Annotated in this window: 33 protein-coding genes, 1 tRNA gene and 1 pseudogene; 19 read left to right on the top strand and 16 right to left on the bottom strand. The window is 44.4% G+C overall.

What is annotated here, in order from left to right; all coding sequences use genetic code 11:
* Positions 1 to 75 precede the first annotated feature (75 nt).
* The 4 genes from QUB04_RS17340 to QUB04_RS17325 all read right to left on the bottom strand — a co-directional run bounded on the left by QUB04_RS17340 (position 76) and on the right by QUB04_RS17325 (position 4,213).
* Positions 76 to 939, bottom strand: a complete 864-nt coding sequence (locus QUB04_RS17340; RefSeq protein WP_333286166.1) for a CPBP family intramembrane glutamic endopeptidase — start codon at positions 937 to 939, stop codon at positions 76 to 78.
* 99 nt (positions 940 to 1,038) lie between these two features.
* Positions 1,039 to 2,079: a UDP-3-O-(3-hydroxymyristoyl)glucosamine N-acyltransferase gene (lpxD, locus tag QUB04_RS17335; protein ID WP_333286164.1), complete on the bottom strand. Its 1,041-nt coding sequence runs from the start codon at positions 2,077 to 2,079 to the stop codon at positions 1,039 to 1,041.
* A 143-nt stretch (positions 2,080 to 2,222) separates the two neighbouring features.
* Positions 2,223 to 2,537: a YkvA family protein gene (locus tag QUB04_RS17330; RefSeq protein ID WP_333286162.1), complete on the bottom strand. Its 315-nt coding sequence runs from the start codon at positions 2,535 to 2,537 to the stop codon at positions 2,223 to 2,225.
* Positions 2,538 to 3,097: 560 nt separating this feature from the next.
* Entirely contained in the window at positions 3,098 to 4,213 is a 1,116-nt protein-coding gene (locus QUB04_RS17325; protein WP_333286160.1) for an SPFH domain-containing protein, read from the bottom strand.
* Between the two features lie 318 nt (positions 4,214 to 4,531).
* Here QUB04_RS17325 and QUB04_RS17320 point away from each other — a divergent pair, with 318 nt between their 5' ends.
* The 5 genes from QUB04_RS17320 to QUB04_RS17305 all read left to right on the top strand — a co-directional run bounded on the left by QUB04_RS17320 (position 4,532) and on the right by QUB04_RS17305 (position 6,442).
* A complete protein-coding gene (locus QUB04_RS17320; protein WP_333286158.1) occupies positions 4,532 to 5,011 on the top strand; it encodes a hypothetical protein in 480 nt (159 codons plus the stop codon).
* 40 nt (positions 5,012 to 5,051) lie between these two features.
* On the top strand, positions 5,052 to 5,171 hold the full coding sequence (locus QUB04_RS32545; protein WP_445301065.1) for a DUF7689 domain-containing protein: 120 nt from the start codon (positions 5,052 to 5,054) through the stop codon (positions 5,169 to 5,171).
* A gap of 193 nt (positions 5,172 to 5,364) precedes the next feature.
* Positions 5,365 to 5,640 (top strand): hypothetical protein, encoded by a 276-nt coding sequence (locus QUB04_RS17315; RefSeq protein WP_333286156.1) that lies wholly within the window; start codon positions 5,365 to 5,367, stop codon positions 5,638 to 5,640.
* A gap of 43 nt (positions 5,641 to 5,683) precedes the next feature.
* On the top strand, positions 5,684 to 6,049 hold the full coding sequence (locus QUB04_RS17310) for a papain fold toxin domain-containing protein (RefSeq protein WP_333263911.1): 366 nt from the start codon (positions 5,684 to 5,686) through the stop codon (positions 6,047 to 6,049).
* An 18-nt stretch (positions 6,050 to 6,067) separates the two neighbouring features.
* Positions 6,068 to 6,442, top strand: coding sequence for a hypothetical protein (locus QUB04_RS17305; protein ID WP_333105119.1), 375 nt, complete (start codon positions 6,068 to 6,070; stop codon positions 6,440 to 6,442).
* Positions 6,443 to 6,541: 99 nt separating this feature from the next.
* Here QUB04_RS17305 and QUB04_RS17300 read toward each other — a convergent pair whose 3' ends face one another.
* The 7 genes from QUB04_RS17300 to QUB04_RS17270 form a co-directional block, all read right to left on the bottom strand.
* Positions 6,542 to 6,928: a hypothetical protein gene (locus QUB04_RS17300; protein ID WP_333286154.1), complete on the bottom strand. Its 387-nt coding sequence runs from the start codon at positions 6,926 to 6,928 to the stop codon at positions 6,542 to 6,544.
* Positions 6,929 to 6,938: 10 nt separating this feature from the next.
* The gene (locus tag QUB04_RS17295) at positions 6,939 to 7,115 is read right to left on the bottom strand and encodes a hypothetical protein (protein ID WP_333248518.1); all 177 of its coding nucleotides are present in this window, start codon (positions 7,113 to 7,115) and stop codon (positions 6,939 to 6,941) included.
* Positions 7,112 to 7,327: a hypothetical protein gene (locus QUB04_RS17290; protein ID WP_333286152.1), complete on the bottom strand. Its 216-nt coding sequence runs from the start codon at positions 7,325 to 7,327 to the stop codon at positions 7,112 to 7,114. Before QUB04_RS17290 ends, QUB04_RS17295 begins: the two co-directional genes overlap by 4 nt.
* A 322-nt stretch (positions 7,328 to 7,649) precedes the next feature.
* Positions 7,650 to 8,630 (bottom strand): hypothetical protein, encoded by a 981-nt coding sequence (locus QUB04_RS17285; protein ID WP_333286150.1) that lies wholly within the window; start codon positions 8,628 to 8,630, stop codon positions 7,650 to 7,652.
* Position 8,631: 1 nt separating this feature from the next.
* Positions 8,632 to 9,483 (bottom strand): ThiF family adenylyltransferase, encoded by an 852-nt coding sequence (locus QUB04_RS17280; RefSeq protein ID WP_333286148.1) that lies wholly within the window; start codon positions 9,481 to 9,483, stop codon positions 8,632 to 8,634.
* The gene (locus tag QUB04_RS17275; RefSeq protein WP_333204980.1) at positions 9,483 to 9,911 is read right to left on the bottom strand and encodes a hypothetical protein; all 429 of its coding nucleotides are present in this window, start codon (positions 9,909 to 9,911) and stop codon (positions 9,483 to 9,485) included. The genes QUB04_RS17280 and QUB04_RS17275 overlap by 1 nt, the downstream gene beginning before the upstream one ends.
* Before the next feature lie 37 nt (positions 9,912 to 9,948).
* Complete coding sequence (locus QUB04_RS17270; RefSeq protein ID WP_333286146.1) at positions 9,949 to 10,173, bottom strand: hypothetical protein; 225 nt, start codon at positions 10,171 to 10,173, stop codon at positions 9,949 to 9,951.
* A gap of 363 nt (positions 10,174 to 10,536) precedes the next feature.
* Here QUB04_RS17270 and QUB04_RS17265 point away from each other — a divergent pair, with 363 nt between their 5' ends.
* From QUB04_RS17265 to QUB04_RS17255, 3 genes are all read left to right on the top strand, one after another.
* Positions 10,537 to 11,058 carry a LuxR C-terminal-related transcriptional regulator gene (locus QUB04_RS17265; protein WP_333286144.1) on the top strand — a complete coding sequence of 174 codons (522 nt, stop codon included), beginning with the start codon at positions 10,537 to 10,539 and terminating at the stop codon, positions 11,056 to 11,058.
* 79 nt (positions 11,059 to 11,137) lie between these two features.
* Positions 11,138 to 11,407, top strand: coding sequence for a type II toxin-antitoxin system ParD family antitoxin (locus QUB04_RS17260; protein ID WP_333243547.1), 270 nt, complete (start codon positions 11,138 to 11,140; stop codon positions 11,405 to 11,407).
* The gene (locus QUB04_RS17255) at positions 11,404 to 11,709 is read left to right on the top strand and encodes a type II toxin-antitoxin system RelE/ParE family toxin (RefSeq protein ID WP_333286142.1); all 306 of its coding nucleotides are present in this window, start codon (positions 11,404 to 11,406) and stop codon (positions 11,707 to 11,709) included. Before QUB04_RS17260 ends, QUB04_RS17255 begins: the two co-directional genes overlap by 4 nt.
* 27 nt (positions 11,710 to 11,736) lie before the next feature.
* Here the strand turns inward: QUB04_RS17255 and rlmD are convergent, their stop codons facing one another.
* Positions 11,737 to 13,149, bottom strand: coding sequence for a 23S rRNA (uracil(1939)-C(5))-methyltransferase RlmD (rlmD, locus tag QUB04_RS17250; protein ID WP_333286140.1), 1,413 nt, complete (start codon positions 13,147 to 13,149; stop codon positions 11,737 to 11,739).
* A 23-nt stretch (positions 13,150 to 13,172) separates the two neighbouring features.
* Here rlmD and QUB04_RS17245 point away from each other — a divergent pair, with 23 nt between their 5' ends.
* Together QUB04_RS17245 and QUB04_RS17240 are read left to right on the top strand one after the other, a co-directional pair.
* The gene (locus QUB04_RS17245; RefSeq protein ID WP_333286139.1) at positions 13,173 to 13,535 is read left to right on the top strand and encodes a hypothetical protein; all 363 of its coding nucleotides are present in this window, start codon (positions 13,173 to 13,175) and stop codon (positions 13,533 to 13,535) included.
* A gap of 96 nt (positions 13,536 to 13,631) precedes the next feature.
* On the top strand, positions 13,632 to 14,117 hold the full coding sequence (locus QUB04_RS17240; RefSeq protein ID WP_190746013.1) for an allophycocyanin subunit alpha-B: 486 nt from the start codon (positions 13,632 to 13,634) through the stop codon (positions 14,115 to 14,117).
* Positions 14,118 to 14,365: 248 nt separating this feature from the next.
* Here QUB04_RS17240 and QUB04_RS17235 read toward each other — a convergent pair whose 3' ends face one another.
* Positions 14,366 to 14,629 (bottom strand): hypothetical protein, encoded by a 264-nt coding sequence (locus QUB04_RS17235; RefSeq protein WP_333286137.1) that lies wholly within the window; start codon positions 14,627 to 14,629, stop codon positions 14,366 to 14,368.
* A 323-nt stretch (positions 14,630 to 14,952) separates the two neighbouring features.
* On the opposite strand from QUB04_RS17235, the gene QUB04_RS17230 reads away from it, so the two are divergent.
* Together QUB04_RS17230 and QUB04_RS17225 are read left to right on the top strand one after the other, a co-directional pair.
* Positions 14,953 to 15,354: a helix-turn-helix transcriptional regulator gene (locus QUB04_RS17230; protein WP_333108046.1), complete on the top strand. Its 402-nt coding sequence runs from the start codon at positions 14,953 to 14,955 to the stop codon at positions 15,352 to 15,354.
* A 25-nt stretch (positions 15,355 to 15,379) separates the two neighbouring features.
* Complete coding sequence (locus QUB04_RS17225; RefSeq protein WP_333286135.1) at positions 15,380 to 15,760, top strand: helix-turn-helix transcriptional regulator; 381 nt, start codon at positions 15,380 to 15,382, stop codon at positions 15,758 to 15,760.
* 194 nt (positions 15,761 to 15,954) lie between these two features.
* Here the strand turns inward: QUB04_RS17225 and QUB04_RS17220 are convergent, their stop codons facing one another.
* On the bottom strand, positions 15,955 to 17,169 hold the full coding sequence (locus tag QUB04_RS17220; protein ID WP_333286133.1) for a transposase: 1,215 nt from the start codon (positions 17,167 to 17,169) through the stop codon (positions 15,955 to 15,957).
* Between the two features lie 109 nt (positions 17,170 to 17,278).
* Here QUB04_RS17220 and QUB04_RS17215 point away from each other — a divergent pair, with 109 nt between their 5' ends.
* On the top strand, positions 17,279 to 17,554 hold the full coding sequence (locus QUB04_RS17215; RefSeq protein WP_333286131.1) for a helix-turn-helix transcriptional regulator: 276 nt from the start codon (positions 17,279 to 17,281) through the stop codon (positions 17,552 to 17,554).
* A gap of 123 nt (positions 17,555 to 17,677) precedes the next feature.
* Here QUB04_RS17215 and mazG read toward each other — a convergent pair whose 3' ends face one another.
* Positions 17,678 to 18,505, bottom strand: coding sequence for a nucleoside triphosphate pyrophosphohydrolase (gene mazG, locus QUB04_RS17210; RefSeq protein WP_333286129.1), 828 nt, complete (start codon positions 18,503 to 18,505; stop codon positions 17,678 to 17,680).
* Between the two features lie 70 nt (positions 18,506 to 18,575).
* Positions 18,576 to 19,205, bottom strand: coding sequence for a metal-binding protein (locus tag QUB04_RS17205; RefSeq protein ID WP_333286127.1), 630 nt, complete (start codon positions 19,203 to 19,205; stop codon positions 18,576 to 18,578).
* 72 nt (positions 19,206 to 19,277) lie between these two features.
* Here QUB04_RS17205 and QUB04_RS17200 point away from each other — a divergent pair.
* From QUB04_RS17200 to QUB04_RS17175, 6 genes and pseudogenes are all read left to right on the top strand, one after another.
* Positions 19,278 to 19,349: transfer RNA gene (locus QUB04_RS17200), tRNA-Val, on the top strand.
* Between the two features lie 211 nt (positions 19,350 to 19,560).
* Positions 19,561 to 20,751: a transposase gene (locus tag QUB04_RS17195; RefSeq protein ID WP_333286125.1), complete on the top strand. Its 1,191-nt coding sequence runs from the start codon at positions 19,561 to 19,563 to the stop codon at positions 20,749 to 20,751.
* 141 nt (positions 20,752 to 20,892) lie between these two features.
* The gene (locus QUB04_RS17190; RefSeq protein WP_333286123.1) at positions 20,893 to 21,276 is read left to right on the top strand and encodes a hypothetical protein; all 384 of its coding nucleotides are present in this window, start codon (positions 20,893 to 20,895) and stop codon (positions 21,274 to 21,276) included.
* Positions 21,277 to 21,431: 155 nt separating this feature from the next.
* Positions 21,432 to 22,511: a CAF17-like 4Fe-4S cluster assembly/insertion protein YgfZ gene (ygfZ, locus tag QUB04_RS17185; protein ID WP_333286228.1), complete on the top strand. Its 1,080-nt coding sequence runs from the start codon at positions 21,432 to 21,434 to the stop codon at positions 22,509 to 22,511.
* A 174-nt stretch (positions 22,512 to 22,685) separates the two neighbouring features.
* The gene (locus QUB04_RS17180) at positions 22,686 to 23,063 is read left to right on the top strand and encodes a hypothetical protein (RefSeq protein WP_333286120.1); all 378 of its coding nucleotides are present in this window, start codon (positions 22,686 to 22,688) and stop codon (positions 23,061 to 23,063) included.
* Positions 23,064 to 23,332: 269 nt separating this feature from the next.
* Positions 23,333 to 24,603, top strand: a pseudogene (locus QUB04_RS17175) (RNA-guided endonuclease InsQ/TnpB family protein).
* The last annotated feature ends 403 nt before the right edge of the window (positions 24,604 to 25,006 follow it).

Here is a 25,006-nt window from a genome sequence, read left to right as displayed (position 1 = left end):
ATACTCTCATTTCTACCACAAATCCAGGAGAGCCAATCTTTTATAAAAAACCGGATTTTTTAGAGTAAGTCTTATTTAAATTAACAAAACTACGGCTGCTGTGGCTAGCAATAACAGAATTCCGGCTGCACCTGCTAGCGGTTTTGCTGCTATTCCTGTAATCCATTCTGGTGCGCGGCCTGTGGGATTAATTGCGCCTTCTGTATCTACGGTAGTTATACCCCAAATCCAAGCTGCGTGAATGCCGATCGCCAATCCTAAACTGCCATTGTCGGCGATGCGGGCTAATGTTAAAACCATTCCCATCAGCCATAATCCGGGCAGTTGCGGTAGAGTTTCTTTGGCTGCCCAAATTAGGTGGGCGATCGCGAAAATGAAACTGGCGATAGTTGCTGCGATTAGCATTGAGTAATCTTGCTGGAGGATTGTTTGCAAGCAGCCGCGAAAGATTAACTCTTCTGTGGCGCTAATCCACAGTCCTAATAACAGAGTCAGCAGACTAGCAGGGTTAAAAAATAAAGCCCAAAAGTTAATTTTTTTTTCGCCTGTTTCGGTGGAAATTTCGCTGTTTTTTATATCTACCCAGCCTGCGGTTAATTGCAGACCGAATAAAATTACTAAGCTGATTATTCCTAATCCTAATCCCCGCATTAATGACATCAAAACTGCGGGTTGCCAATCCCAACCCCAGTTAACAAAAGATGTGTTTTCGATCCAACTTGTCGCCCATAAAATTAAGGGGACAATCACGTAGAGGGAAGCTAGTAAAGGTAGTTTTTTGTTTCCCAGGGGTTGGGGTGGATGCCATTTGAGGGCGATTGCCAGCACAATTGCTATGGGCAGCCACACAACAATCCAAGTCAAGAAAAAGAAGATTATTTTGACAATTGCTGGTATTGACGGCGACATCAATTGCAGGTTGTTTATACTATTCCACATTTAAGAGGTTGCAACTCTAATACTGTTGGCTGTTAACTAATGACTACTGACTACTGACTACTGCCAACTGCCAACTGACTACTGCCAACTGCCAACTGATTACCGATCGAGCTTGCGCTGAATTTGCCTCAGAGACTGGTACATTTCGGGCAAGCGGTTGTAGACGGCTGCGGCTTTGAGAAATAGTTTATGGGGAATTGCTGGAACGCCCGTCACGATCGCACCTGCGGGCACGTCGCTGTGAATTCCGGCTTTAGCAGTGGCGATCGCCCCATCTCCGATTTTGGCTTGATTAGCAATTCCTACTTGACCTGCCAAAATTACATTGTTGCCAATTTTTACTCCGCCAGCCATGCCAACGTGAGCGGCAAAAACGCAATTTTTCCCTACTTGACAGCCATGACCTACCTGTACTAAATTGTCGATTTTTGTATTCTGGCCGATGCGGGTTTCTCCGACAGCGGGCCTGTCGATCGTGCTGTTGCAGCCAACCTCAACGCCCTCTTCCAATACAGTGCAGCCAGACTGCTCCATTTTCACCCATCCTGTGCCTGTCGGCACGAACCCAAAACCTTCGGAACCGATCGCCGCACCGCTGTGAATCACGCAATTTGCCCCGATGCGAGTACGTTCGTGAATGACACAGTTAGCGTGTAAAACAGTGCCTGCGCCTATTTCCGCATCTGGGTAAATTACAACATTTGGATGAATGCAAACGTTGCTGCCAATTTTGACTTTTGCTTGAATAACGACGTGGGGGCCGATATAGACATTTTCACCAATTTCTGCTGAGGGGTGAACGACGGCTGAGGGATGAATTTCCGATGCTGGGCGAAACGGTTGATAAAAAATGGCGATCGTTTCAGCAAACAGCAATCGCGGATCTGCTGCGGCAATCCAAGCAATATTGCGATCGGTACATTGAGCTTGGAGGCTTTCATCTAAGGGTAAAATTAAAGCCGAAGCATTTGTAGTGGCTGTATGAGTGGCAAATTTAGCACCTTCTATGTAACTGATAGTACCGGGTGCAGCTTCATCAACAGGGGCCGCGCCTGTAATTTCTGGATCGGTAGCAACCGACGCTGTGAGGGTGCGACTGGGGGCTAAGTTAAGTTTTTGTACTATTTCGCTAAACTTCATCTATAAAAATTTGTTGTTAGCACAGATCGATCATAGTTAAAAATACCAGGTTTGGAGCACGATCTCAGCAGTTGCCATTTAAAAAACAAAAACCCCGGTTTCTTGAAGAAGTCGGGGTTGTAGCGCTCTATTATTTTTGGCAATTATTGTACAGAAACTGCATCTACGTCAACTGTGCTGCCTTTGGCTTCAGAAGGGCTGCCGGTGGCTTCGGATGCTGATGCTGTCTCTGTTTGGCGAGATTTAAAGTAGTCGATCGCCATTTGCGAAACTTCGGAAATCAGCAAGACTGCGATCGCCACATCGTCAATTTGTCCGATGACGGGGAGAAAGTCTGGGGCAATGTCGATCGGGCTTACCAAATATGCCAGGGTTCCCAGAATAATCCACCAGCGGTATTTGGGGTTGCGGAGGGTGTCGCGATACCAGTTGTAAACAGATTGTATAGAAAAGTTCATGGGGTTGTCCTCTACTTATATTTTCCATCTTGACAAATTGTCGCTCGAAATGCTTGTGGAGATATCCCCCCTAGGGTTGGCAAGAGACTTCTACCTGGGAGTATAGGGAATTGGGGAGGGAGAAGTTGTCAATCGATTTTAGATTTTAGATTTTAGATTTTAGAATTGAAGCATTGACCCCACGGATAAATTCGGGGGCAAGTTTATCGGATACAGGTTTTTTATTTCTGGACGGATGAATCCGGGGGCTTGTATCCTGGATGCTTTCGGTCAAGCTGTGTGGGAATGGCGGGGACTCTTGGTAACGCCCCTACAGAAACCTGACTGATGAAAGCCGATGGAATTTATCTGTGTTTATCTGTGTTTATCTGTGTTTATCTGCCGTTTAAAAAAACATTCATATTGACGGTAGATTCGGCATTTTTTACTTGTATATCGTTTAAAGCAAGTTACTTTGATTGGTATTTTTAAGCGCCGATGTCAGCAGATAAACACAGATGAACGCTGATGGGATTCATTTGTCTTTATCTGCTGTTTAAAAACATCTTCATATCTTTCACTCACGAATTTTGAAAGATCCATTTTTGGTCGCCGATCGCAATTTCGCAGCCGTTTGGCAGCCAAAAAGGCTCGTTAGCAGCCAGCCTCTGCCCTCCTACAAAAGTGCCGTTGGAACTGCCGCTATCGACAAGCTGATACCGCTGTTTGCCAAGTTCGTCAGTGGCGCGGCGGATTTGAGCGTGGTAGCGCGAACTTTGCGGGTCTTGTAATACTAAAGTGTTGGTTGGTTCGCGTCCAATTGTAAAGGGATTGGCTGTTAGGGCGATCGCTTCTCCAGAAAGTTTGTAGATTAAATATGCGGTTGTTTTGCGATCGCTGCTGGCGAGTACCGTGGGTGCAAGTTGGGGAGGATTTCTCCCAGCAGGGAGACTGTTTTGAGCAAGTTGTTGTGTTAGTTGTTGTAAATCTCGATCGAACCCGGCTGCTGTGTCTGAAGCTGGAAGACTCGCAGGAGAATGACCTGAAATTAAGTTTAACTGCTGTACGGGAGCTTGAGGAACAATGGGACGGCCGGCTTCGGCAATTCTCATTTGCAGGGCGGCGGCATTTTCTGCTTCTTGTCGAGCACTCATTCCCTCAACTTGGCGAATAACTCCGTTGGTTTCGGGAAAGCTGACATCGCCAATTCGCACGTCTTCTAAGTTAAAACCTAGAGTATAAAAATCTTGGACGCGATCGAGCAAATTTTGGCGCAGCAACAGCCGTCCTTGACTGATAAGCTGTTGTAGGGGTATTTGCCCGATCGCTAATCCCATACAATCCTTAACTGCACTTGCTAAAGCACCTATAGGATCGGACAATTCCAAAGCTACCCGTTTCGGATCTATAACTTGATAAATAACAGTCAGAGTAGCATCAATTAAAAATCGATCCTTAGACAAAAAATCTCCGTGCGACTGCACCTCCAAATTGCGGAGTTTGGTGTCTACGAGGACAATTTGAGACTGTTCCAGCAGGGGAAGGGCAAAGCTGAAATGTCGCCCGGATTTTAGGGTACGCACGGCGCGGCCGTTTTTGACCAACACACCCGTGTAACCCGCCCCTATAAAGTCCATACTAAACCCGGCCCAGCGTTCTGGAGTTATCGTTTGAATCAGGGGAGAAGCGTTGTTCATGGGAGGGAGTTGAGGGAGGGGAGATTCTATTTTTAGGGTAACAAATTGCTGGGGGCGAGCGATCGGGGGGTGTGCCGGTTCCGCAACCTCTATTCTATACTTCTGGACTCCCCCCGATTCAGGCCGGACTGGATCTAGCTTGCATCTAGTTGATGGTGGGGGCGAGCGAAATACTGTTCGTAGGGTGCGTCTGATCCTTCAAACCTGTTGAAATCGAAAGAATTAATGTCTAACGCACCCTACAATTGGGTTTAACGGTGACTAAAGGTCAGTAATTTATTGGCTATACTTAAGGCCTCATGCTAGTTAGTAAGTCCGATGAAAACGATCGCGATCGCCCTTTCAGATGAGCGCCTCCTGAAGTTACAAAAACTCGCTAACGACTTGAATGTATCGATAGAAGAATTAGTTTTAATAGGCCTCGAAAACTTACTCGCACAGCCAGAAAGTCTTTCACCCAATACTGCTCAAAATATTTTCCACAAAAATGCTAAAATTCCCCCTGATATAGTTGACAAATTTTATGCACTAGCCTCGGATTGGGAGAAAGATGTTGCTGGACTTTCTTCAACTGCCCAAATGTCTCACCATCCTGCCTATCAGGAAATTATTAGTATGGGAACACAAATCGTGCCGCTGTTGCTATCGGAACTGAAAAGAAATCCCCTTTACTGGTTATCGGCGTTGAGTGCAATTACGGGTGAAAATCCCATTAAACCCGAACAAAGGGGAAGGCTAAAACAGATGGCATCAGCTTGGATAGATTGGGGGAGAAATCAAGGCTACGCGATTGAATAGAATGTATAGAAGACCCTAATTTGAATTTAAGTGACCCAATGTGTCTTGCAGGGATTATCAAGTTACCCGCCCTAAATCTCAAGAATATAACTGCTTTGCATGGGCTGCTGAGGAAGACGATCGTTGGTGGCAACCGATACCTGAAAAGCAATTTTATTGACCTGACGGTGTACCGCAAGAGGAGACTCTAGAAGCGTATATTCAGGCTTATCAAACGCTGGGATATGAAATTTGTAAGGGCGATCGCGACAAAATAGTAAAATAAGCTTAACACTTGAAAAGTGAAACTTAGTTTATGTTAAAGTGTAATCAACAAGACCGTTTTTGTACCATAACGCACGGGAATCAGTGCCATGTCCATTTCCAAACCTGAAAAGCCACAGTATTTAAAACCGATTAATCCCCCCGATCTGCAAATGCGAGCGCTCGCCTACAGTTTAGATACTTTAATTCCAGGGCTCTACATTTGGCTGGGTGCGCTCAAAATTCGGATTGGGGGTAGCGAGCCCGAAGAAAACTATCCGGGGACTATTCACAGTCCCATTGGCATTGCTTTAGTATTCCCTGGCTACCGCATCTACAGCACTTATCAAGGTAGCTATGACCCTGTGAATAACTATTTAGGGTAAAGCGGAGTTAGGATGGCGCCAAGAGATGGTCAAATAATTAAACATGATCGATGACGAATTACGACAACAAATTTCAGAAATAGCTAGTAAATTTAAGCTGTTTGAATGTAATGCTTGCGCTTTAAGCGTCCAAGAGTTTTTAATTACCAGGGGTATTTCGGGGAAAAAACTAAAAATTTACACTGGCAGTGCCAAGGGAAAATATGGTAATATTTACCATGATGACCTCGGACAAAATATTGCTACAAATGGACGGCATGAAGCTATTGCAGTTAAAATAAATGGGGAGGAACTAATTTTTGATAATATCCACAATGAAGGAATTCCTAAACAAGAGTGGTTGGGAAAATTTTATTGTTTGGCGATCGAGCTGGGCGGTAATTTTGAGATTGCGGAAATTGAATTTTAGCTGAAAGGAGATGAAACAATGTTAGATTTGTATGATTTGCTAGAAAAAATTAAGCAAAGATCGTCTTTATACTTGGGGAAGCGATCGCTCAGTCATCTCCATGTTTTTATAGACGGCTATACCTTTGCGCGCCGTCAACTTGGCATCCCTGTAACAGAACAAGAAACAAAGTTTGAGGAGTTTCAAGAATGGATAGAAAATCGATTTAACCAAGCAGATACTCAATCTTGGAGTCGGATTATTCTTTTTTATTCTGAGGATGAAGCAGATGCACTGAAGCGCTTTTTTGATTTATTTGAAGAATTCTTGAATAGTGAACAGTTACCAAAAATTGATAAAACCAATAATTCCGAAATGTCTGATGAGTTGAGTGTTGTAGGTGTAAATGGTTGAGTCTTATATTGATAGGGATGGAAGAGGTGCGATCGCACTTTCGGAAAATAAGGGCGATCGCACTTTGGGAAAAAGAACAATTGCGCTACACCCAAAACATTAGGAAACTGCTTTGAGGTATTGCGTTACAGGCTTCAAATCGATGTCATCGTTGGAAGTCAGTATTTTAAATAAATGACGCGGGATGCCGGCTGCAATCAAAACTTCCAAATCGCGATCGAGCTTTGAGAAGTCTTCATAGATACCCACAAACTGACTTACGCAAGCTAAAGATGAATCTTTCGGGTCATTGACTCCCGTGTATTTGTACTGAATATCAAAACCTGCTTTTTCGCCAATTTCTTCGATATCCCAGTCTACAAGATTAATATCTATCGCTTCAACGGCTAGGGCAATATGACCGGGCGGTATGGGGTCAAGAGGCTCGCAGCACCAACCCTCAGAATGATTCCATACACTTTGACCAACTGATTCTCGAATTTTCATGGATTTTCCCTCACTGAAAGTAGCAGCGAAACCAGGCTTTGCCTTCAGGCCGAACATCTGCAAGAGACCGTTCATATTCAGTTGCTAGCTGTTGGCATTTCTTTTTCGCTTCTTTTAGGTTATACGCTTGTACGGGTTCGTTGATGGGATTGCCAAGCTCTTCTTTTTCTCGATCTGGATCTCTCACTCGCCCCCCTTTTTGCTGGTGTTGCTGGATGAGGGGGCTTGCTGAGCCTGGAACCACATCTCTATCGCCTCTTCCAGCCCTTCTCCTATATTTAGCTGCTTCAGAGTACACGCAGCTTTAAACTGAAGTCCTAGTTCTTTTCGGACATCTCCCGATAGCTGTATGTAATTTGGGTCGTGTCGCTTGGCTGACACTTCTGTACTTTTTCCCATTTAGGCTTCCTCCAATTTTTATATTCTCACGATCGTACACCTGTTCGGCTGATATGTTATCATGTTAACAAGTTGAATATGTGCGCGAGTAAATAAAATAAGGGCGATCGCTTTTGGGATATGTGGATGGAAAAGATCGATCGCAATGCAGGGATTGGGGATGAGAAAGGCGATCGAGCTTTGACAAGTCCTCATAAATGCCGACTTGCCTGACTTACGCAAGCTAAAGTAGCAGCGAAGGATGGATTTGGGACAAGAGACGGCAGATCGCCCTTTTTGTTATTTCGGGCCTAGGGGAGCACTCCTCTTCTACCCTATTTTTTCATTTTGTGTTTCTTAATGCTATTGACTTCGCCTTCTCCATTGCCAGAGCTAAATATTTATCAATTTGCTCAAACCGAGAAGAATTTAATAGTATATTTTTCGAGATAACTTCCTCGCTGTCATAGATAATTTCTAGATGTGCTGGCTTAGAGGAAGAATAGCTAGGATATTGATAACGAACCTTAAGCTCACCATCATCTAAAGGTATCAGCCACCTCCAATATATAGATCCATCCTTTTTGGCTTCGAGTGTCTGTGCCGTAGGAAAGCTATTCAATATCCATCCTCGATCTTCACTCCGTATTTTTTGCATAAAATCTGCGGCTACTTCCATCTGAGGTCTATGTTCAGACGCACCTCTATAGAAATTTGCTTGACTTCTACGATGAGAAAATGCAGCTTCTTCAGCACTTTTCAAAATTTGTTCTAAAGGTGATGCTCCTTTAATAATATGTACCGCATAATCGGGAATCTCCTTATATTCTTGGCTTCTGACAAATAGGTAGTAACGTTTCCGAAGTTCCGCGCCATACAAATCTGTAATCAATAAAGCAAAGAAATAGTCCAAATCATATTGACGGCTGTTCACAGTTTCTGTGTAACCCCTAATGTCACCTTGACTCAATTCTGCTAATCCATTGCAGTGATGAGTATGCCAAGAACCCAGGTAATGAATATCTTGGTCAAATTTCTCCAACACGCGAAACATTGCTTCTTGATACTCACCATCTGGCATCAAGTGACCTACTGAGTTATTGACACGAGGACCAGAGTCTATATAAGTTTCTACTCGAATTTTTATCTGATTGCGATTTTGACTGATTTTTCCAACAAACTTTCCACCTTCCTCACGGTTAGAAACTGATACTGCATGACTTATTCGGGCAATAACAGTATCAAAAATTTCAACTGATATGTCTGGATTAGAATGCCTATCATCTGCTCTACCTATTCCAAACAAAGATAAAACTCCCGACATACTAATCCTCCAATTGATGATTGCTAGTAGTGCAGTAGCATACTTTTTGAGGTTTTAAAAGCATTTGCTTTGCTTCAAAATGACTGCGAAATATTCCTGGGGCTGGTCTATTGGCATACACAATCCAGTTACTTTTCAATGTAGGCATTGACTGAGTTGACTCTCTCAGCAAAATAGATAGAGCCATCCTAACTTGAATCAATGCAATCATTTGGATATCAATTGATAGTCCTGATGCACGAAATTCTTTTTCATCAAGACCGTAAATTCTACTTTCTTCATCTTCCGTAAGTCCTAAAGCATCGTCTGATAAGTCAAGTTGATTGAGTTCGGAGAAAAGTTGTAAACACTTGTAACAACCAGTTTGACTTGGAATGTAGCCAAAAATTTCACCTCCTATGCCTGTCCGAAACACGGATGCTGTTACAAAAGGAACTTTCGCTGCCACACACTGGTCACTGACAAACTCTCTGACACTCTTTTTATCTGAACAAGAAAGAACGAGATCCGAGCGACGAACCGACTCAATAAAGTTCGGAGATTGCATCACATCCTCTGCAAAAGTTTTAACTTCTACATTGGGATTTCTGTCTTCTATCCACTCCTTTTGTATGTCTACTTTGAGTCGTCCTAAATCTTTACGCATTCTAGGATGCTTGACAAGATTTTCAGATTCCAGAGTATCTGGATCGTAAAGTTCCCAAATCCGAATACCATTCATTACAAGGTGATCGCAAGCTGGTGTGCCACCGCTACCTAAACCCACAACAGTGATCCGCTTATTTGAAAAATTTTCTGGATTAAGTAGATAGCTAATTCTATCAAACTCAAGTGAATAATTTTGATCTTTCATTAGTGTGCTTGCTCTTTTCCTGGCCACTTTTTAGTACGTTGCCAAACATCATATTTGTTGACCCAGATTGCAGCCTTAGATACCATATATGCCAATGAATAGTTTGAAGTCCATTGCTCTGGCTTCATCACACATAAATTGCCACTCATCGGATATCTGTGAGGACAATCAGGTTCAATGGTTCTTTCAAGCAACTTAATCGATGGCATCTTGTAAGGATATTCTAAAGAAATTTCTATGCTAACTAGGTAATAGTTTTCGTCCGCTGTCTTTAAATACCCCTCTACAGCCTTGATAGACCCTTTGGATGCTTTAAAAGCAAACTGTGGATAGTAGCGCTTAATTTTCTCACTCTCAACAGCCATCCTATCTCTAGATAAATCATTTCCGAGAAATATAAGTCCACGATTAATAGCAATATTTGTCATTATTTATTGTTTAATAACTACTTTTGAGGCTAGGCAACTAATACTCACCTTTCGGATCGCGCAGTGCCACTCCTTTTGGAGATTGATTGGGTGGGAGTGGACGAACTACACCATCTGAATCGATTTCTACAAACTCATCTTCTTCTTGAGCGTTAAAGGCTCTTTCTGCCATATTTGCAATTGATCGGCCAACGCCTCTAGCAGCAGCACTAATTACTCCTTCCGTAATTCCATCGACTATATCGTCAAAATCATTTGGCATTTGCTTAACACGTGAAAAACAGCTTGAGCTACTCCTAACTTAGTATTTCCGGCAAAGGCAGCAATTAATCTTGACTTAATTAAGTAACAAAATCTGAAGATATTGCCAATTGGCAAGAACTCTGAAAGCTTACTCTGTCAAGCTAACGGTTCCTTAATGCCTTTTTTACCCTAAATCTCTTTAAGAGTCCCTAGCCTGAAAGCGTTAGTTAGTCAAGCTTTGGGTGGTATGATGCCTTCTTAGTCCAAAGAAGCTGAACTTGAGTAGCTATTACGATGATAAACTCAGTATACTCAGATAGCAACTAGCCAAAGCTATAACTTTAGTTAGGCTATAGCTATCAACTAAGCGAGACATACTGCGATGACATCCAACGACGAGATGTTTGCCGAGGCTGCGAATAACTGGGACTTGGAAAGGCTCTACAAAGCTATGGCAGAAGCCAAGTGGCAAGTCTCTCCTCGTGCGAGAAAGGGACTTACAGAACGGGAAAAGCTTTTTCTCCGAGGTTTGCTCTGCGGCCACAGTCCTGCTGAAATAGCTAGCCAACTCCATCAAAGTCGTAAAGGTGTTGAGGTTTATGTATCTAAAACTTTATATCAATACTTCAAAAAAATTACAGATGTACCTAACGAAAAGGTAAGCAACTGGAGAAATATTCATAACTGGCTAGAGGAAGCGGGATATAAAACTATGCCCTCTGTTAAATCTCACTCAAACAATTATTTACCCCTATCTCCATTAGTAAATATAGTTAATATAAGTTTGAACAATCAAAGTCATTCAATAACAATTGACATTCACCTTCAACTAACATTACCTTCGCTTTCAGAGCCAACAATGACAGAAGACATGGATACAAAAGATCGCCCCTCAACAAATTAATCTAACTGAAGGGCGTGAAGGGCCGCTATCCCGTAGGGAATCGCCTACAATAGAATCAACACCCCTCATCTGGAACACCATGCAAATTGTTTTGCCTCCTGAAGTCGAAGCCCTCGTGCAGCGCCAACTCACCAGCGGCAAATACAACAGCGCGATCGACGTTATCCTTGCAGCCATTAAACTACTCGAACAACAGCAAGATATTTATCAAGGACGACTGCAAGAACTCCAACAAGACGCACTGATTGGTCAGCAAGCATCCCAACGCGGTGAAGTCGTAGACGGTGCAACCGCAATGGCACAAATTCGAGCTAATTTGCGATCGCGTTACAGTTCAAAAGAAACATGAGTCCAAAATTTCGCCTCACTCAACCCGCAATTCAAGACATCGGGCAAATTGCAGACTACATCGCTAGTCGATCGGGACTCGATCGAGCCGATCAATTTTTAAGCAATCTTGACGCTAAATTCGCCAAAATTGCTCAATTTCCAAATATTGGACGACAAAGAGACGAAATTTTACCCTTGCTCAGTCTCTCCATAGACCACTATCTCATCCTCTATATGCCGATCGGACAAAATGTAGAAATCTTTCGAGTTGTCAGTGGTTATCGAGATTTATCCGCCCTCTTCGCCGATGCTGATGATTGAATTTAACTAAACAATGATCGCCTTAAGCTACCGCACCAAAAACGCCGCACACTCAACATGAGAAGTCTGAGGAAAGAAATCCGCCGGCTGCACTCGCGCTAACTTATAATCCCCATTTTCGCACAAAATCTTGAGGTCGCGAGCCAAAGTAGCAGGCTTGCAGCTAACATAAACAATGCGATTTGGTTTGATTTCCTTGATAGCTTCCAAAACCGCGCGATCGCACCCTTTCCTCGGCGGATCTAGCAGCACAATATCCGGTGTCAATCCCAAGGAAGGCAGCAAACTCTCTACAGTTCCCGCATGAAAATCGACATTTCTCACATCATTTAACTCAGCATTTAATTGGGCTTGTTCGATCGCCGCCGGTTGCACTTCTAAACCTATCGCTATTTTTACTTGTTTTGCCAGGGGTAAAGTAAAAGTACCAATTCCGCAGTAAGCGTCAACCAAAATCTCGTTTCCCTGCAAATTCAATTCCCCTACCATCACCTCTAACAACGCTTCAGCCGCCTCAGTATTAACCTGAAAAAAAGTATCTGCTCTTAGCTGAAATTTCAAACCAGCAAAACTTTCTCGCAGATAAGAACGACCCGCAATGCAGCGAGTTTCCGTCCCAAAAATCACATTAGTTTGAGCGGGATTGATATTCAAACAAACACCTACCAATTGAGGATATTGTTTCAGCCACTCTGATGCTTGCTCTTCTAGTCCCGGCAACTCTCCAGTGCGAACTATTAAAGTTAGCAGCATCTCGCCCGTGCGCCGTCCGATCCGCAAGGACAAATGACGCAATTCTCCTGTATGTTTCTTTTCGTCGTAGACTTGCCAATCCCGCCAGTGGATGTCTTCTTTGACCTCTTTTAACAAAGGATTGAGGCGCGGATCTTGCACCGGACACTGATTGAGATTGACTAATTTGTGGGTGCTTTTTTGATAGTAACCTGCTTGGACTTGACCTGTTGCAGATATTGCCACGGGATAAGTCGCTTTGTTGCGGTATCCCAAAAATTGGGGAAATCCCTCGATTTTTCCCGTTAAAATTTCATCCACTTGGGGATTGCTAAATCCGCCAATCCGTTCTAAGGCTTGAATGATTTGATTTTGCTTGGCTGCAAGCTGATATTGATAATCTACGTGCTGCCACTGACAACCGCCGCACTTGTCGGCGACAATGCAGTTAGCTCGAATGCGGTGTTCGGAGGTTTCCAGAAGTGTGTCCAGCTTGCCTGTAGCATAGGTGGATTTGACTTGCACGAGGCGGACAAGGACTCGATCGCCCGTCACGGTATCGGGCACAAACACTACTAACTCACCAAAACGACCAACTCCGTCGCCGGTGTCTGTCAAGTCGGTAATCTCTATCTCAATCAGTTGACCTTGCTGGCAAGGGTTTGCCAATTTCGTCGAGTTTGGGGTGGGGAATTTAGATTTGGTCACAAGTAGTCGTGGTAGGATTTAATATGGTAATGCAATATCGCTCTCTCTTTCCTGAGATAAGTCGTAGCGAAGCGGGGCTCCATCCATCGCACTCAAGCTCAATAGCAGGCTGTATTCCTGCTGCTGAACGTCTTGCTGCTAAAGCCAAGCTTCAACCTGCAAGTCAAGCCTGCCGTGAGTTGTCTCGATCGATCCTGTGCGATATGCTGTTGGGGCGAGCTAGCAAAAACTCGTTAAACAGTCAAAGTGTCTGCCGACATCAAAACTCTCACTCGCAGTTTTTGAGTTTTTCCCGCAGTACCCTGGAACACAGGGAAACTGGCTTGAACATCAAGCATAACGTTTGCGGAGATTTACCCGCTACTTCTAATGTTGATAAATGTTAGAAGCAAAGTAAATCGCCCAACCAAGAATCTCGTCTTTAAGGGATGAGAATGTCAATTAATCTTACTCTCAAATATCCTCAATTTTTTTGAATAACAATGAGCGTAGTTAGCCAACTAATTCTCCAAGCCGACGACGAACTTCGCTATCCCAGTACCGGCGAACTTCAAAGCATCAAAGATTTTTTTAAAACCGGAGAACAGCGGGTGCGTATTGCTACTGCGCTGTCTGACAGTGAGAAAAAAATTGTTGAAGAAGCTAGCAAAAAACTTTGGAAAAAACGCCCTGACTTTATCTCCCCCGGAGGTAATGCTTACGGCCAACGCGAACGGGCTTTGTGTCTGCGCGACTACGGCTGGTACTTGCGCCTGATTACCTACGGTATCTTGGCGGGTGACAAGGAGCCGATCGAAAGCATCGGTTTGATTGGCGTTCGGGAAATGTATAATTCTCTCGGCGTTCCTGTTCCTGGCATGGTCGAAGCTATCCGCTGTTTGAAGGAAGCTTCTTTGGCTTTGCTCAATCAGGATGATGCTAAGGAAGCAGCTCCTTATTTTGATTATATCGCTCAGGCAATGTCTTAATTGCTTTGGTGATTGCTTTCATGAATGTGGCGGATCATTCGCGGGTGATTTTTGGGGTGATTTTATCTCGCAATTGCTCGCAAATGTTTCGCTTCTGTTTTTTGGCAAGGAAGAGTTGACAGTTGACAGTTGACAGTTGACAGTTGACAGTTGACAGTTGACAGAATCAAAGGCAAGGGTTTGAGCAATTAACAGCGTCCTCACGGTTGGGTGCGGTTGCTAGTGTTAGGAAATCTGCTTGATTTCTGCTAGGAAGCAATGCTGTTTAAGCTTTCCCAGATGTTGAGTTCGTCTTGTTTGTCAATGCACATTTGATTTAAAAAGTCAAGGGTGTTGGGGAGAAATTGTTTTTTGAATTTCCGGCTGTCGTAGTGAATGGATGTTTTGATCTGCGAGAGTTCTCCAAGGGTGGGGCAGGTTTGGATATGATGGGCGATCGCATTTTGCCATTCTTCCAGCCTGCGGTAGCTGACAAACAAGCCGCCTCTATCCCGATGGTGGACAAAAACCACGAAAGCCCATGATTCGACTCGCTTAATCAGGTTTGGGCTGATTTTGAGCAGTTGGGCGATGGCTACGCCCCGGCTTACGCCTACGACCTGACGGTGATGCGGAGCTTTTTCGAGGGCTGGATGCGGCGAAACAGTGCTGTCATGGCTGTATACTCAGGGCTTGAGAGGCAAGTTCGGTTTAGAGTCAATTACATATTACTATATCAGACTCTTATTGCATTTGTGAAATAAAGTTAATTTAAACTTCTTCAGCTCAGATGTTGTTCGTACAACCCTCAATCATTGATGCTGTGCTAGTTTGAGAGTTAATGTAGGTGGAAAAAATGTCAGCACTCTCTAACAACGCTGTGGTAGACAATCGGCAGGAATTGCGTCCCGTTCGCTTCACGGAGACGGGGCGGATGCGTTTGGGCAAGATGTTAAAGGCTGCAAGACAGACAATAGGTTGGTCTGTTAGCGAAACACAGTTCAAAACAAGGGGGTACGAAGAGGCGCTGTTCACAGCGACAAATCAACCCGTACCCAAAGATGTGGGTATCAGTGCCGCAACAGTCAACCGTTACGAACGTGGGAAGCTGGATAATTTGGATTGGCGATCGCTCAGTCTGTTATGCTTTGTCCTCAAGCCGATCGATCCGGTGACAGGAGAGGCCCTGGAACCGACAAATGCGCTTTACATCGCGTGCGAACATCCGCCCTACAACGATGCGAAGCTCTACGACTAGATTATTTGCAGATAGGTGATGACTGATGGTGGTAGCAGAAGCTAAGCCAGAAAAAGAATACTTAAGACGAAGATTTACTGACACCGGGCTGCGGCGGTTGGGTAAATTCCTGCGATCGTGGCGGGAAGCTAGGGGGTGGAGCGTTCACGAACTGAGCGAAAAGACCAAGCAGTATGAGGCTCAATTTTATAATCTAGGGGGAGAGCCTTTGCCAAAAGTTTTGGGGGTCAGCATTGCAGGCATTTCGAGAATCGAAAATGGCTATTACAACAAGCCTGCACCCGATCTTTTGTGGCTGTTCCTCGATGTTCTCGAACCAGTTCACCCGGTTGAAAAGCGGTTGGTTACTCTAGAAGACTTACTGTTGATCGGAACTGAATTTTGGAACCCCAACGTCGAGGCGTAGGATTGACTTAATAGTTAAATTGGATCTGTAAAATGCCCGGATTTCTTGACTTTAAGGCTGTCGTCGATCGGGAAAAACTGCGCCCTGTGCGATTTACGGATACGGGACGCGGTAGATTGGGCAAACTTCTGAAAGCAGCTAGAGATATTCGGGGCTGGTCAATTATTGAAACAGAAATGTTGACACTCCTCGACCTAAAGGTGCGAGCATTCTTTCTTCACAGGGACTCCGACGAGTTTCCCCTCTGAAAGCATCTTGACCGTATGCCCTACGGCTGCAAGTCCTCTAATAAGAACTACTTGTGCAGCGGCAACATCCCTATCGGTTGTGTAGCCACAATTTGAGCAAGAGTGAGTGCGCTCCGACAATCCTTTTTTACCCGTTTCGACGCCACAGCTAGGACAAATTTGACTGGTTTTGTGAGCGCTTACTTTCTGGAAGTACACACCATTTTTGAAACAGGCTTGCTCTAATATTGTAAAAAACTGACCCCAACTTGCATCTAAGCAATGCTTGCCGAGCATTGCTCTAGACAATCCGACTAGGTTTAAGTCTTCCACAAAAATCATCCCTGCATCTTTGCAAAGTTGGTGAGACAATTTCCAGTGCCAGTCTTTACGACAGTTAGCAATGTACTCATGCAGTTTGGCAACTTTCTTCTGAGCCTTTTTCCAGTTATTTGAACCTAACTTTTTCCTGCTGACACCTTGTTGCAGCAATTTAAGCTTGCGTTCTGCGTCGAGGAAAAACTTTTGGCGCTTGACTAAAAGACCGTTAGAAGTTGCTATGAAATTAGTTAATCCGACATCAACTCCTAGCGCTTCACTGTGTGGCATGACCGACGGTACTGGGACATCCCATTGCAGGGTTAGCATTACGTACCAGCCACTAGCCCTGTTAACTATTCTTGCCTGTTTGATTGTTGCGCCGTCCGGGATAGGACGCGATTGGCGAAACCTTACTAAACCAATTTTAGGTAGTTTCAGTGTTCCATTTTTGACAGGATTGACGCCCAGTTGTGGGAATACAAAAGACCGCATTGCTCCCGCTTTCTTAAAGCGAGGAAATCCGTGTTTCTGTTCCCACATACTGACAAATGCTTTTTCCAGCCGTCTTAGCGTTTGCTGTAGAACGTGTACCTGAACCTCACCTAAAGCGGGGATACTTGCCCTGGCTGCGGTTAAGCTTTTGCACTGACTAGCGTAGGTGGGTCGCTTTGCTTCGGCTGAAATGATAAATTCGGAACGAATAGAACAAGCGTTAACTTGGCAACTACGAGATTGAAACCAATGCTTGCGCTCTGCTAGCCCGTAGTTGTAGACGCGACGACATTGTTCTAGCCAGTCTTCAAAAACGACTGCTTGCGCTGGTGTTGGCTTCAATTTGAATTCGTAGCTGAGATTTAACACTTGCTTTATCCTCCTACACTGATTATAGTGTCGTGAACAAAGGTTGTAGCGCTTATTCACAACTCTTAACTAAAGTCGCCCTAGAAGGGCGAGGCTTGTACCCAGTTTTTTGGTCAGCGAAACAGAGTTCAGAACAAAGGGATATGAAGAGGCGCTGTTCACAGCTACAAATCAACCCGTACCCAAAGATGTGGGTATAAGTGCCGCAACAGTCAACCGTTACGAACGTGGGAAGCTAGATAATTTGGATTGGCGATCGCTCAGTCTGTTATGCTTTGTCCTCAAGCCGATCGATCCGGTGACAGGAGAGGCCCTGGAACCGACAAATGCGCTTTACATCGCGTGCGAACATCCGCCGTACAATGACGCGAAGCTCTACGAGTAGTTGATTTTTGATATCTGATTAAAGAAAATTAGTTAGATTGGGAGTTTTTAACCGCAGAGGGCGCAGAGGGCGCAGAGTTAGAGAAGAGAGAGATTAATCATTCTGATACCAACGGATTTGATATTACGCATCGCCCTTTTGTTTAGCAATTAAAGCTTTAGCTTGCTGCCACAGAGATTCTAACTCTTCTGGGGCATAATCTGACAAAGGTCGATCGCACGCAGCCTCCACCATAGCAAACCGCTGCACGAAGCGATCGTTTGTTCCTTGCAAAGCAGCCGACGGATCTAAATCGTACCAGCGAGCTAATTGAATCAACACAAACATAATATCTCCCAATTCTGACTGCTGCGCTGCCTTATCCTCGTGTTTGAGAGCGTGTTCAAATTCTGCCATTTCTTCGTGCAATTTATCCCAAACGCCGTCTACACTGTCCCAATCAAAACTCACTTCCGCAGCTTTTTGAGAGATTTTCATCCCGGCGGTGATCGGCGGCAAAGTGCTGGCATAACGGCTCATTTTCGAGGCTAAAGTTGCGGGCTTTTCCGAAGTTGTGCCTTTTTCTGCTGCTTTGATTTTTTCCCAGTTTTCGTTGACTTCATCGACGCTGTTGATTTCGACATCGCCGAAGACGTGGGGATGTCGCCGAATTAGTTTTTCTGTTATGCCTGCAGCGATTTCGGCGAAGGTAAACTGATTGGATTCGCTGGCAATTTGAGCTTGCAGAATTACCTGTAACAGTAAGTCGCCCAATTCTTCGACGATCGCATCTTTATCTCCTTTGCGAATCGCGTCGGCGGTTTCATAAGCTTCTTCGATTATGTGAGGAATTAGAGTTTGGGGAGTTTGAGCTAAATCCCAGGGACATCCGCCGTCGGGCGATCGCAATTTAGCCACAACTTCTATAAGTTCTTTGAGTGCTGTGAGCGATCGACTTTCAGAATTAGACATAATAATTTACCTTTTATATCAACCGCCAAGACAGTTATAACGTTGTTAATGGCTCCAACCATTGATTTTATTACTTCTTCCTTCTTCCTTCTTCCTTCTTCCTTCTTCCTTCTGCTATGGATTTGCTAGATGTGCGAGTGGGAGCTGTGATTTTTCGCCTCTTAATTGTCTGAGGAGGGCGCCACCCGCTCAATCCTTTCTTTTTGAATCTTTTGTAAGCAGAGCCGCCCCAATCGCTCAGATAGTGGCTCATAGCGCCCAATTCTAGACCGATGTAAACGGCTAAAATTTCGATGTGGTGTTCCCAGATCGATCGCCCGTAACTCAAAACCACATCCTGCCAATTCCAGCCGAAGTTTCCGACTTTTTCGGCAATTGCCAATCCCACGATGCCGAGAACCGCGATCCAGATAGCAAGGTACAAGATTCGCAAAGCAGTGCCGATCAGAGGGCCGTGGGACAAAAAAGAGCGGTGGCGCAGGCTTTTTTGGTACGGGAGCCAAATCGGTTTGAACCATCCCCAGCGCTGATACTGGCAGGAGTAGATATCCAAGTCGGGGCCAAACATCAGCCCGCCGAATAAGAAACTGCCGGAAACGAGCAAAGTCAGGTTGCTGCTGCTCGTCTGGCCAAAGGTGAGGCCTGCCACCAAGGGCAAACTCCACATGGTTATTTGATCGTGGGTGCGGCCAGAGGGCATTTAAAGTTTAGGATTTTTTTTACTTGATCTTTCTGAGTTACTGTGATATGATAAATCCCGGTGAGTGCAATTGGGTGATTAGCTCAGTGGTAGAGCGCCTGCTTTACACGCAGGATGCCGTAGGTTCAAATCCTACATTACCCATCCGATAACTCAATATCAACAGTTTCAGCCGTTTTTAGCCGTCAAGCCGAGAACGGCTGTTGCTGTTGGGGGTTGACTGTTGAATTGGGTGACAGAAAACAATGGGATACAAGCCTCCCCCTTTTAGGGGGACTTTCGGTTCTGAATTTCTCCGAAGAGGATTTTGAATAAATGCAGTGCTGTTTGTTCAGACTTGCTCTACAATTGTTTTATGTTAAATCTCACCTACGAGTACAAGCTCATTCCTACCGATACGCAACGCCAAACTTTCGACCAGTGGCTCAATATTTGCCGCAAGGTCTATAACTTTGCATTGCGAGAACGAAAAGATTGGGTTAATTCTCGTAAGTGTGATATCAACTCGTGCAGCATTAAGCAGGAATACATTATCCCTGCTGAGGCACCGCGTCCAACCTTTGCGGGCCAATGCAAATCATTAGCCCAAGCAAAGAAGTTAATTCCTGAGTTGAAATTGCCTCACACCCATGTCTTGCAACAGGCGTTGCGCCAATTAGAGGCAGCGTTTGTGGCGATGTGGGAACGAGGACACGGTTTTCCTAGATTCAAAAAGCGGATGCGCTCCGTAGTGTTTCCTCAATTGAATCTAGAATCCGTTAAACGGTTTGATGGTGCCGATTGGGTCAACCTACCCAAGATTGGGTTAGTTAAAATGCACCTGTCGCGTCCAATTCCTCAAGGGTTTGATGTCAAGCAAATTCGCGTTATTAAGAGGGCTTCTGGCTACTATGTCATGCTCACTTTGCAATGTGATATCAAAGTACCTCAAGCCTCACCTTCAGGACATGGATTAGGGATTGATTTAGGGTTAAAACATTTTTTGGCAACTTCTGATGGTGAATTGATTGATAGACCTCGATTCTTTGTGGATGGACAACGCAAGCTGAAATTGCTGCAACGTCAACTCAAGCGTAAGAAAAAAGGCTCTAGAAAGTTTCGTCAAATTCATCACCAAATAGCGAAGCACCACGAATACATCTCGAACAGTCGCTCATACTTTCATTTCAAGACCGCTCATCATTTATGCAACGCAGCCCACACAGTATTTGCTGAGGATTTGAACCTCAAAGCAATGTCAGCCGGAAGGCTGAGCAAGCACACGCTTGATGCAGGGTTTGGTCAGTTCCTGAATATATTGAGCCATGTTTGCTTTAAGCGAGGTGCATACTTCGCAAAAGTAGACCCCAACGGAACAAGTCAAACCTGCCCATTATGTCAAACCCATACAGGTAAAAAAGAGTTATCCCAACGAGTGCATAAATGTCAAACCTGTGGCTATGAAACAAATCGAGATGTTGCAGCCGCGCAAGTAGTATTGCAGCGTGGATATACAGCGGTTGGGCAAATCGCAGTGAATTTTGGGGAGGGCAAGCTACATGAGTAGTCCCAATGAACCAAGAATCCCTGCTCCTTTAGGACAGGGAGTTGTCAAGACTAAATTTAACATTCTGGGGCGGATGTCTCAAAAGTTGGCACCCAATGCTAGAAAATTAATTTATTGATTTTCTTTTTTAGAACCCTGTATATGAAGCCTAAAATAACTAGCCCGATCGCGTGGCAGCAAGCTGAACTGCTCATGCAGCCAGCGATGATCCGAGTGATCGACAACATCCGCAAACAATTAGAGGAGTCAGTTTGGACGGGTACTTATCAAGAAGTGCAGATTCCCATTCCGGGCTATCAACTACTTTTAGAGCTTCAAGGCGAGCAAAGATGTATCGATATTTGGGAACTTTGCTATCGAGTCTGCTTTGTCAACTACCAGCCCGCCCACAGTCAAATCCAAAGCCAAGAAGTTGTAATTGATACTAGCTTGATTGATGATGAGACTGGCGATGTAGATTGGAATCGTCTTGATGCTAAAGCCCGCCAATTAATACAAGAAATATTCGCCAATTTGGGTAAATAGTCAGTTGTCAGTTGACAGTTGACAGTTGTCAGTTGTCCGTTGTCAGTGGTGAGCTTTCCAGCCAACAGCGAACAGTTAACAGTCAACAGTTAACAGTCAACAGTCATCAGTTAGTTAACAGTCAACAGCCAACAATTAACAGTCAACAAAATCTTATGATTCAAGAATTGCACGAAATTCAAGCAGCAGCCGGTGCTACTTTTGCAGAGTTAACAACCAAAGAAATTGTGCCAGTCAGTTTTGGTAACGACGCACAAGCGATCGCAGCAACTAAACAAGGTGTGGCTTTGTACGATCGCACTCACTGGGGACGCATTCAAATCTCAGACAGCGATCGCCTGCGGTTCTTGCACAATCAAAGTACCAATAACTTCAATATACTCAAACCCGGTCAAGGTTGCGACACCGTTTTCGTCACATCCACGGCCCGGACGATCGACCTCGCCACCGCTTACGCTACAGAAGATGCCGTACTGCTGCTAGTTTCAGCCAACCGCCGCCGCCAACTACTGGAATTGCTCGATCGCTATATTTTCCCAATGGATCGCGTCGAGTTAACAGATTTAACCGATACAACTGTTGCTTTCAGTGTCCTCGGCCCGGAAAGCACTCAACTACTAGAAAAAATCGGAGTTACCGAACTCGAAAATCAACCTTACGCTACTCACAAATTGATAAAAACCCCCCCTCTTTCCCCCCCTTACCAAGGGGGGGATGAAGGGGGGGTTCGAGTTGCGGTTGGTAGCGGTTTAGCAACTCCCGGATACACGTTAATTGCGCGCGCAAGCGGTGCAGCCAACTTGTGGCAGGAATTAGTCAAAGCTGGGGCCGTACCGATGGGCGATCGAGTTTGGGAACAACTGCGAATCGAACAAGGACGCCCCGCCCCCGATTTTGAACTCACAGACGATTACAACCCCCTAGAAGCCCGCCTTTTACACACGATTACCTATGACAAAGGCTGCTACATCGGTCAAGAAACAATTGCCCGGTTGAACACCTACAAAGGAGTCAAACAGCAACTTTGGGGCGTGCATTTGAGCGGTGCGGTTGAACCCGGAACAGCAGTCACCATCGGAGAAGAAAAAGTCGGCAAACTCACCAGTTTTACGGAAACTGAATGCGGCTTTTTTGGTCTTGCTTACATCCGCACAAAAGCGGGCGGCGAAGGGCTGAAAGTGCAAGTCGGATCGGTGTCAGGGGAAGTAGTAAATGTACCTTTCTTGAGTTCGTAGTTGCGATCGATCGCCTGTTGGCGCTGCTGCGCCAAAAACTTTTTTGTTGAGGTTGATTTGGGAAGGATGCTAACACCATAAATTGACACCAAGTCCTATCTTTAGATAGATTTGCCAACCAACAACAGCCATTATTCTGTATAACAGTAGTCACAGAAAAAACAGAGTATTTCAATGAAAAAGTTTACATCGCGCTTAGTTACAAGTTGCCTGCGAGTAGGAATAATCTTTGCTGTAGGAATAGCGCTAATTTTTACCTCAGAATTGGAATTTTCTGGCAACAAAATGCAAGCGATCGCTACACATTTAACCCCAGAAGCTACGTCTTACGAAGTTGCCCGTCCCGATCGGCAGCCAACAAGCGATACAGAGAAGGATGCCAGTGGTGTACTTGACAATATCCGAGAAAAGCTGAATCTCGATCAACCCATTGCCCCCAGTACCAAAAAATTTGTAGAATCGGTAAAAGATAACGTGGGCGAAGCAGTTACGCCAGCACGGGAAGCAGTAGAAAAAGCGGCTGATCTAGGTAGCAGCGATCGAACCCACTAATTCAATCGCATCCAGTTTTCAAATATCAAATTCTTAAAATAGCTGTATGCACGAAAATGCAATCCCGTTTTCTTTTGATCTCAAACGGGATCGCATGACCAATCACCTAAACAGGCTATAATCCTAGACCGCTAAGAAATCAGCAGCCGTGAGGGTAGTGGTATTGTAAAACTTCGTTGAGTTTATAAGCAATTATAAACAAGAATGGTATCATATCGCTATGAGTGTTGAACAAGAAATACGCACAGCCCAAAGAAGGGAAGTCTCAAATGCAGCTAACAGAGAGGCACATCATTAAATCCACGGAACATCGTTTCGCCCAAATTGACGAACTAGCTTTCAAGTCCAAAAACCTCTACAATGCCGCCAATTACGTCATTCGTCAGAGCTTTATTTATGGATGGGGTTATGTCAGTTATAACGAAATGAACCGATTGATGAAGTCTCATGAAGCCTACAAGGCTTTGCCTGCTAAAGTTAGTCAGCAAATCTTGATGGTGCTAGACAAGAATTGGAAATCGTTTTTTGAAGCCGTTAAAGCTTACAAAGCTGACTCTTCAAGATTCACGGGTCGCCCAAAATTGCCAAAGTACAAAGATAAGACTAAAGGGCGAAACCTTCTCGTCTACACGATTCAAGCAATTAGCAGCAAACAGTTGAAGAAAGGAATCATTAAACTTTCCGGCACTGAACTTTCAATTAAAACCCAACTCAATCCCAACCAGATTTGTCAAGTTAGACTGGTTCCGAAATGTGATTCCTATGTAATTGAGGTGATTTATGATGAAGCGGAGTCCACCCTTGGCAATGCCAACTCTGTAGCTAGTATTGATTTGGGACTGGATAATTTAGTGGCGTTAACTTCAAATCAACCGGGATTTATCCCTTTGTTGATTAACGGGCGACCATTGAAATCGATTAACCAGTTCTACAATAAGCGTCAAGCACGATTGCAATCCCAGTTAAAAGGGAATCGCAAAACTTCGCCCCGGATGAGCGCGCTTAACTCGCTGTCGCCATCAAAAAGTTGATAATTACTTACATCATGCTAGCCGTCTAATTATTAACCTTTTGCTCACCAAGCAGATTGGGACGCTAGTAATTGGCAAGAACGCGCAGTGGAAAACAGAAATCGAGTTAGGGAAGCAAACCAATCAAAACTTTGTTAGTATTCCTCACTCTCGATTAATTGAAATGTTGGAGTACAAAGCTCGGTTGGCGGGAATCACAGTAATTGTGCAGGAAGAATCCTACACATCCCGATCCAGTTTTTTAGGTTTAGACCCAATTCCTGTTTATGGAAAAACAGAAAAAGAGCCTGTGTTTACTGGTAAACGGATTAAGCGGGGCTTGTACAAAACGTCGAGTGGTCAGCTAATTAATTCCGATGTGAATGCAGCGTACAATATCCTCAGAAAAGCAATCCCAAATGCCTTCAGCTTTCTTGATAGGGAGCTGCGTAGTTCAGCCGAGGCGGGTCGATCCGCTCAAAGCAAAAGTGAAAGGGGAGGGACTTAACGCCTCCCATGTCTATAAATGACTATACTTTTGCCAGCTATTAATACCAGTCAGAGTTGCCAGAATTTCATTACTGGCGGTAACAGTAACCCTCTTTTGTCACTCTGGGAAAATAAAAATGAGACCCAAATTTTCAACTGTAGATAGATCAAGGATTTGAGCATTTATTTTCTAACAGAATGGCCCAAATCAAGGTTTTTGGTAAAAGTCTTATGCTATAACCATCCCAGATTATTTTATGCCGAAAGTGACAAAAGAGGGATACCCATCTTTGGTCACTCTGGGAAAATAAAAATGAGACCCAAATTTTCAACTGTAGATAGATCAAGGATTTGAGCATTTATTTTGTAACAGAATGGCCCAAATCAAGGTTTTTGGTAAAAGTCTTATGCTATAACCATCCCAGATTATTTTATGCCGAAAGT

The sequence above is a fragment of the Microcoleus sp. D2_18a_B4 genome (genome assembly GCF_036702475.1).
In the GTDB taxonomy this organism is placed as follows: Bacteria; Cyanobacteriota; Cyanobacteriia; order Cyanobacteriales; family Microcoleaceae; genus Microcoleus.
Note: the sequence above shows the minus strand (reverse complement) of the source record. Positions and strands in the feature narration are given on the sequence as shown.

Coding starts and splice junctions, on each gene's coding strand:
- QUB04_RS17290 (WP_333286152.1), bottom strand. CDS start 7,327: ATGGGAAAAAGTACAGAAGTGTCAGCCAAGCGACACGACCCAAATTAC.
- QUB04_RS17240 (WP_190746013.1), top strand. CDS start 13,632: ATGAGCGTAGTTAGCCAACTAATTCTCCAAGCCGACGACGAACTTCGC.
- QUB04_RS17325 (WP_333286160.1), bottom strand. CDS start 4,213: ATGAACAACGCTTCTCCCCTGATTCAAACGATAACTCCAGAACGCTGG.
- QUB04_RS17310 (WP_333263911.1), top strand. CDS start 5,684: ATGATCGATGACGAATTACGACAACAAATTTCAGAAATAGCTAGTAAA.
- QUB04_RS17245 (WP_333286139.1), top strand. CDS start 13,173: ATGGTAATGCAATATCGCTCTCTCTTTCCTGAGATAAGTCGTAGCGAA.
- QUB04_RS17265 (WP_333286144.1), top strand. CDS start 10,537: ATGACATCCAACGACGAGATGTTTGCCGAGGCTGCGAATAACTGGGAC.
- QUB04_RS17320 (WP_333286158.1), top strand. CDS start 4,532: ATGAAAACGATCGCGATCGCCCTTTCAGATGAGCGCCTCCTGAAGTTA.
- QUB04_RS17330 (WP_333286162.1), bottom strand. CDS start 2,537: ATGAACTTTTCTATACAATCTGTTTACAACTGGTATCGCGACACCCTC.
- QUB04_RS17305 (WP_333105119.1), top strand. CDS start 6,068: ATGTTAGATTTGTATGATTTGCTAGAAAAAATTAAGCAAAGATCGTCT.
- QUB04_RS17275 (WP_333204980.1), bottom strand. CDS start 9,911: ATGACAAATATTGCTATTAATCGTGGACTTATATTTCTCGGAAATGAT.
- QUB04_RS17225 (WP_333286135.1), top strand. CDS start 15,380: ATGGTGGTAGCAGAAGCTAAGCCAGAAAAAGAATACTTAAGACGAAGA.
- QUB04_RS17260 (WP_333243547.1), top strand. CDS start 11,138: ATGCAAATTGTTTTGCCTCCTGAAGTCGAAGCCCTCGTGCAGCGCCAA.
- QUB04_RS17270 (WP_333286146.1), bottom strand. CDS start 10,173: ATGCCAAATGATTTTGACGATATAGTCGATGGAATTACGGAAGGAGTA.
- QUB04_RS17300 (WP_333286154.1), bottom strand. CDS start 6,928: ATGAAAATTCGAGAATCAGTTGGTCAAAGTGTATGGAATCATTCTGAG.
- lpxD (WP_333286164.1), bottom strand. CDS start 2,079: ATGAAGTTTAGCGAAATAGTACAAAAACTTAACTTAGCCCCCAGTCGC.
- QUB04_RS17205 (WP_333286127.1), bottom strand. CDS start 19,205: ATGCCCTCTGGCCGCACCCACGATCAAATAACCATGTGGAGTTTGCCC.
- QUB04_RS17190 (WP_333286123.1), top strand. CDS start 20,893: ATGAAGCCTAAAATAACTAGCCCGATCGCGTGGCAGCAAGCTGAACTG.
- QUB04_RS17180 (WP_333286120.1), top strand. CDS start 22,686: ATGAAAAAGTTTACATCGCGCTTAGTTACAAGTTGCCTGCGAGTAGGA.
- ygfZ (WP_333286228.1), top strand. CDS start 21,432: ATGATTCAAGAATTGCACGAAATTCAAGCAGCAGCCGGTGCTACTTTT.
- QUB04_RS17195 (WP_333286125.1), top strand. CDS start 19,561: ATGTTAAATCTCACCTACGAGTACAAGCTCATTCCTACCGATACGCAA.
- QUB04_RS17255 (WP_333286142.1), top strand. CDS start 11,404: ATGAGTCCAAAATTTCGCCTCACTCAACCCGCAATTCAAGACATCGGG.
- mazG (WP_333286129.1), bottom strand. CDS start 18,505: ATGTCTAATTCTGAAAGTCGATCGCTCACAGCACTCAAAGAACTTATA.
- QUB04_RS17340 (WP_333286166.1), bottom strand. CDS start 939: ATGTGGAATAGTATAAACAACCTGCAATTGATGTCGCCGTCAATACCA.
- QUB04_RS17280 (WP_333286148.1), bottom strand. CDS start 9,483: ATGAAAGATCAAAATTATTCACTTGAGTTTGATAGAATTAGCTATCTA.
- QUB04_RS17230 (WP_333108046.1), top strand. CDS start 14,953: ATGTCAGCACTCTCTAACAACGCTGTGGTAGACAATCGGCAGGAATTG.
- QUB04_RS17285 (WP_333286150.1), bottom strand. CDS start 8,630: ATGTCGGGAGTTTTATCTTTGTTTGGAATAGGTAGAGCAGATGATAGG.
- QUB04_RS17315 (WP_333286156.1), top strand. CDS start 5,365: ATGTCCATTTCCAAACCTGAAAAGCCACAGTATTTAAAACCGATTAAT.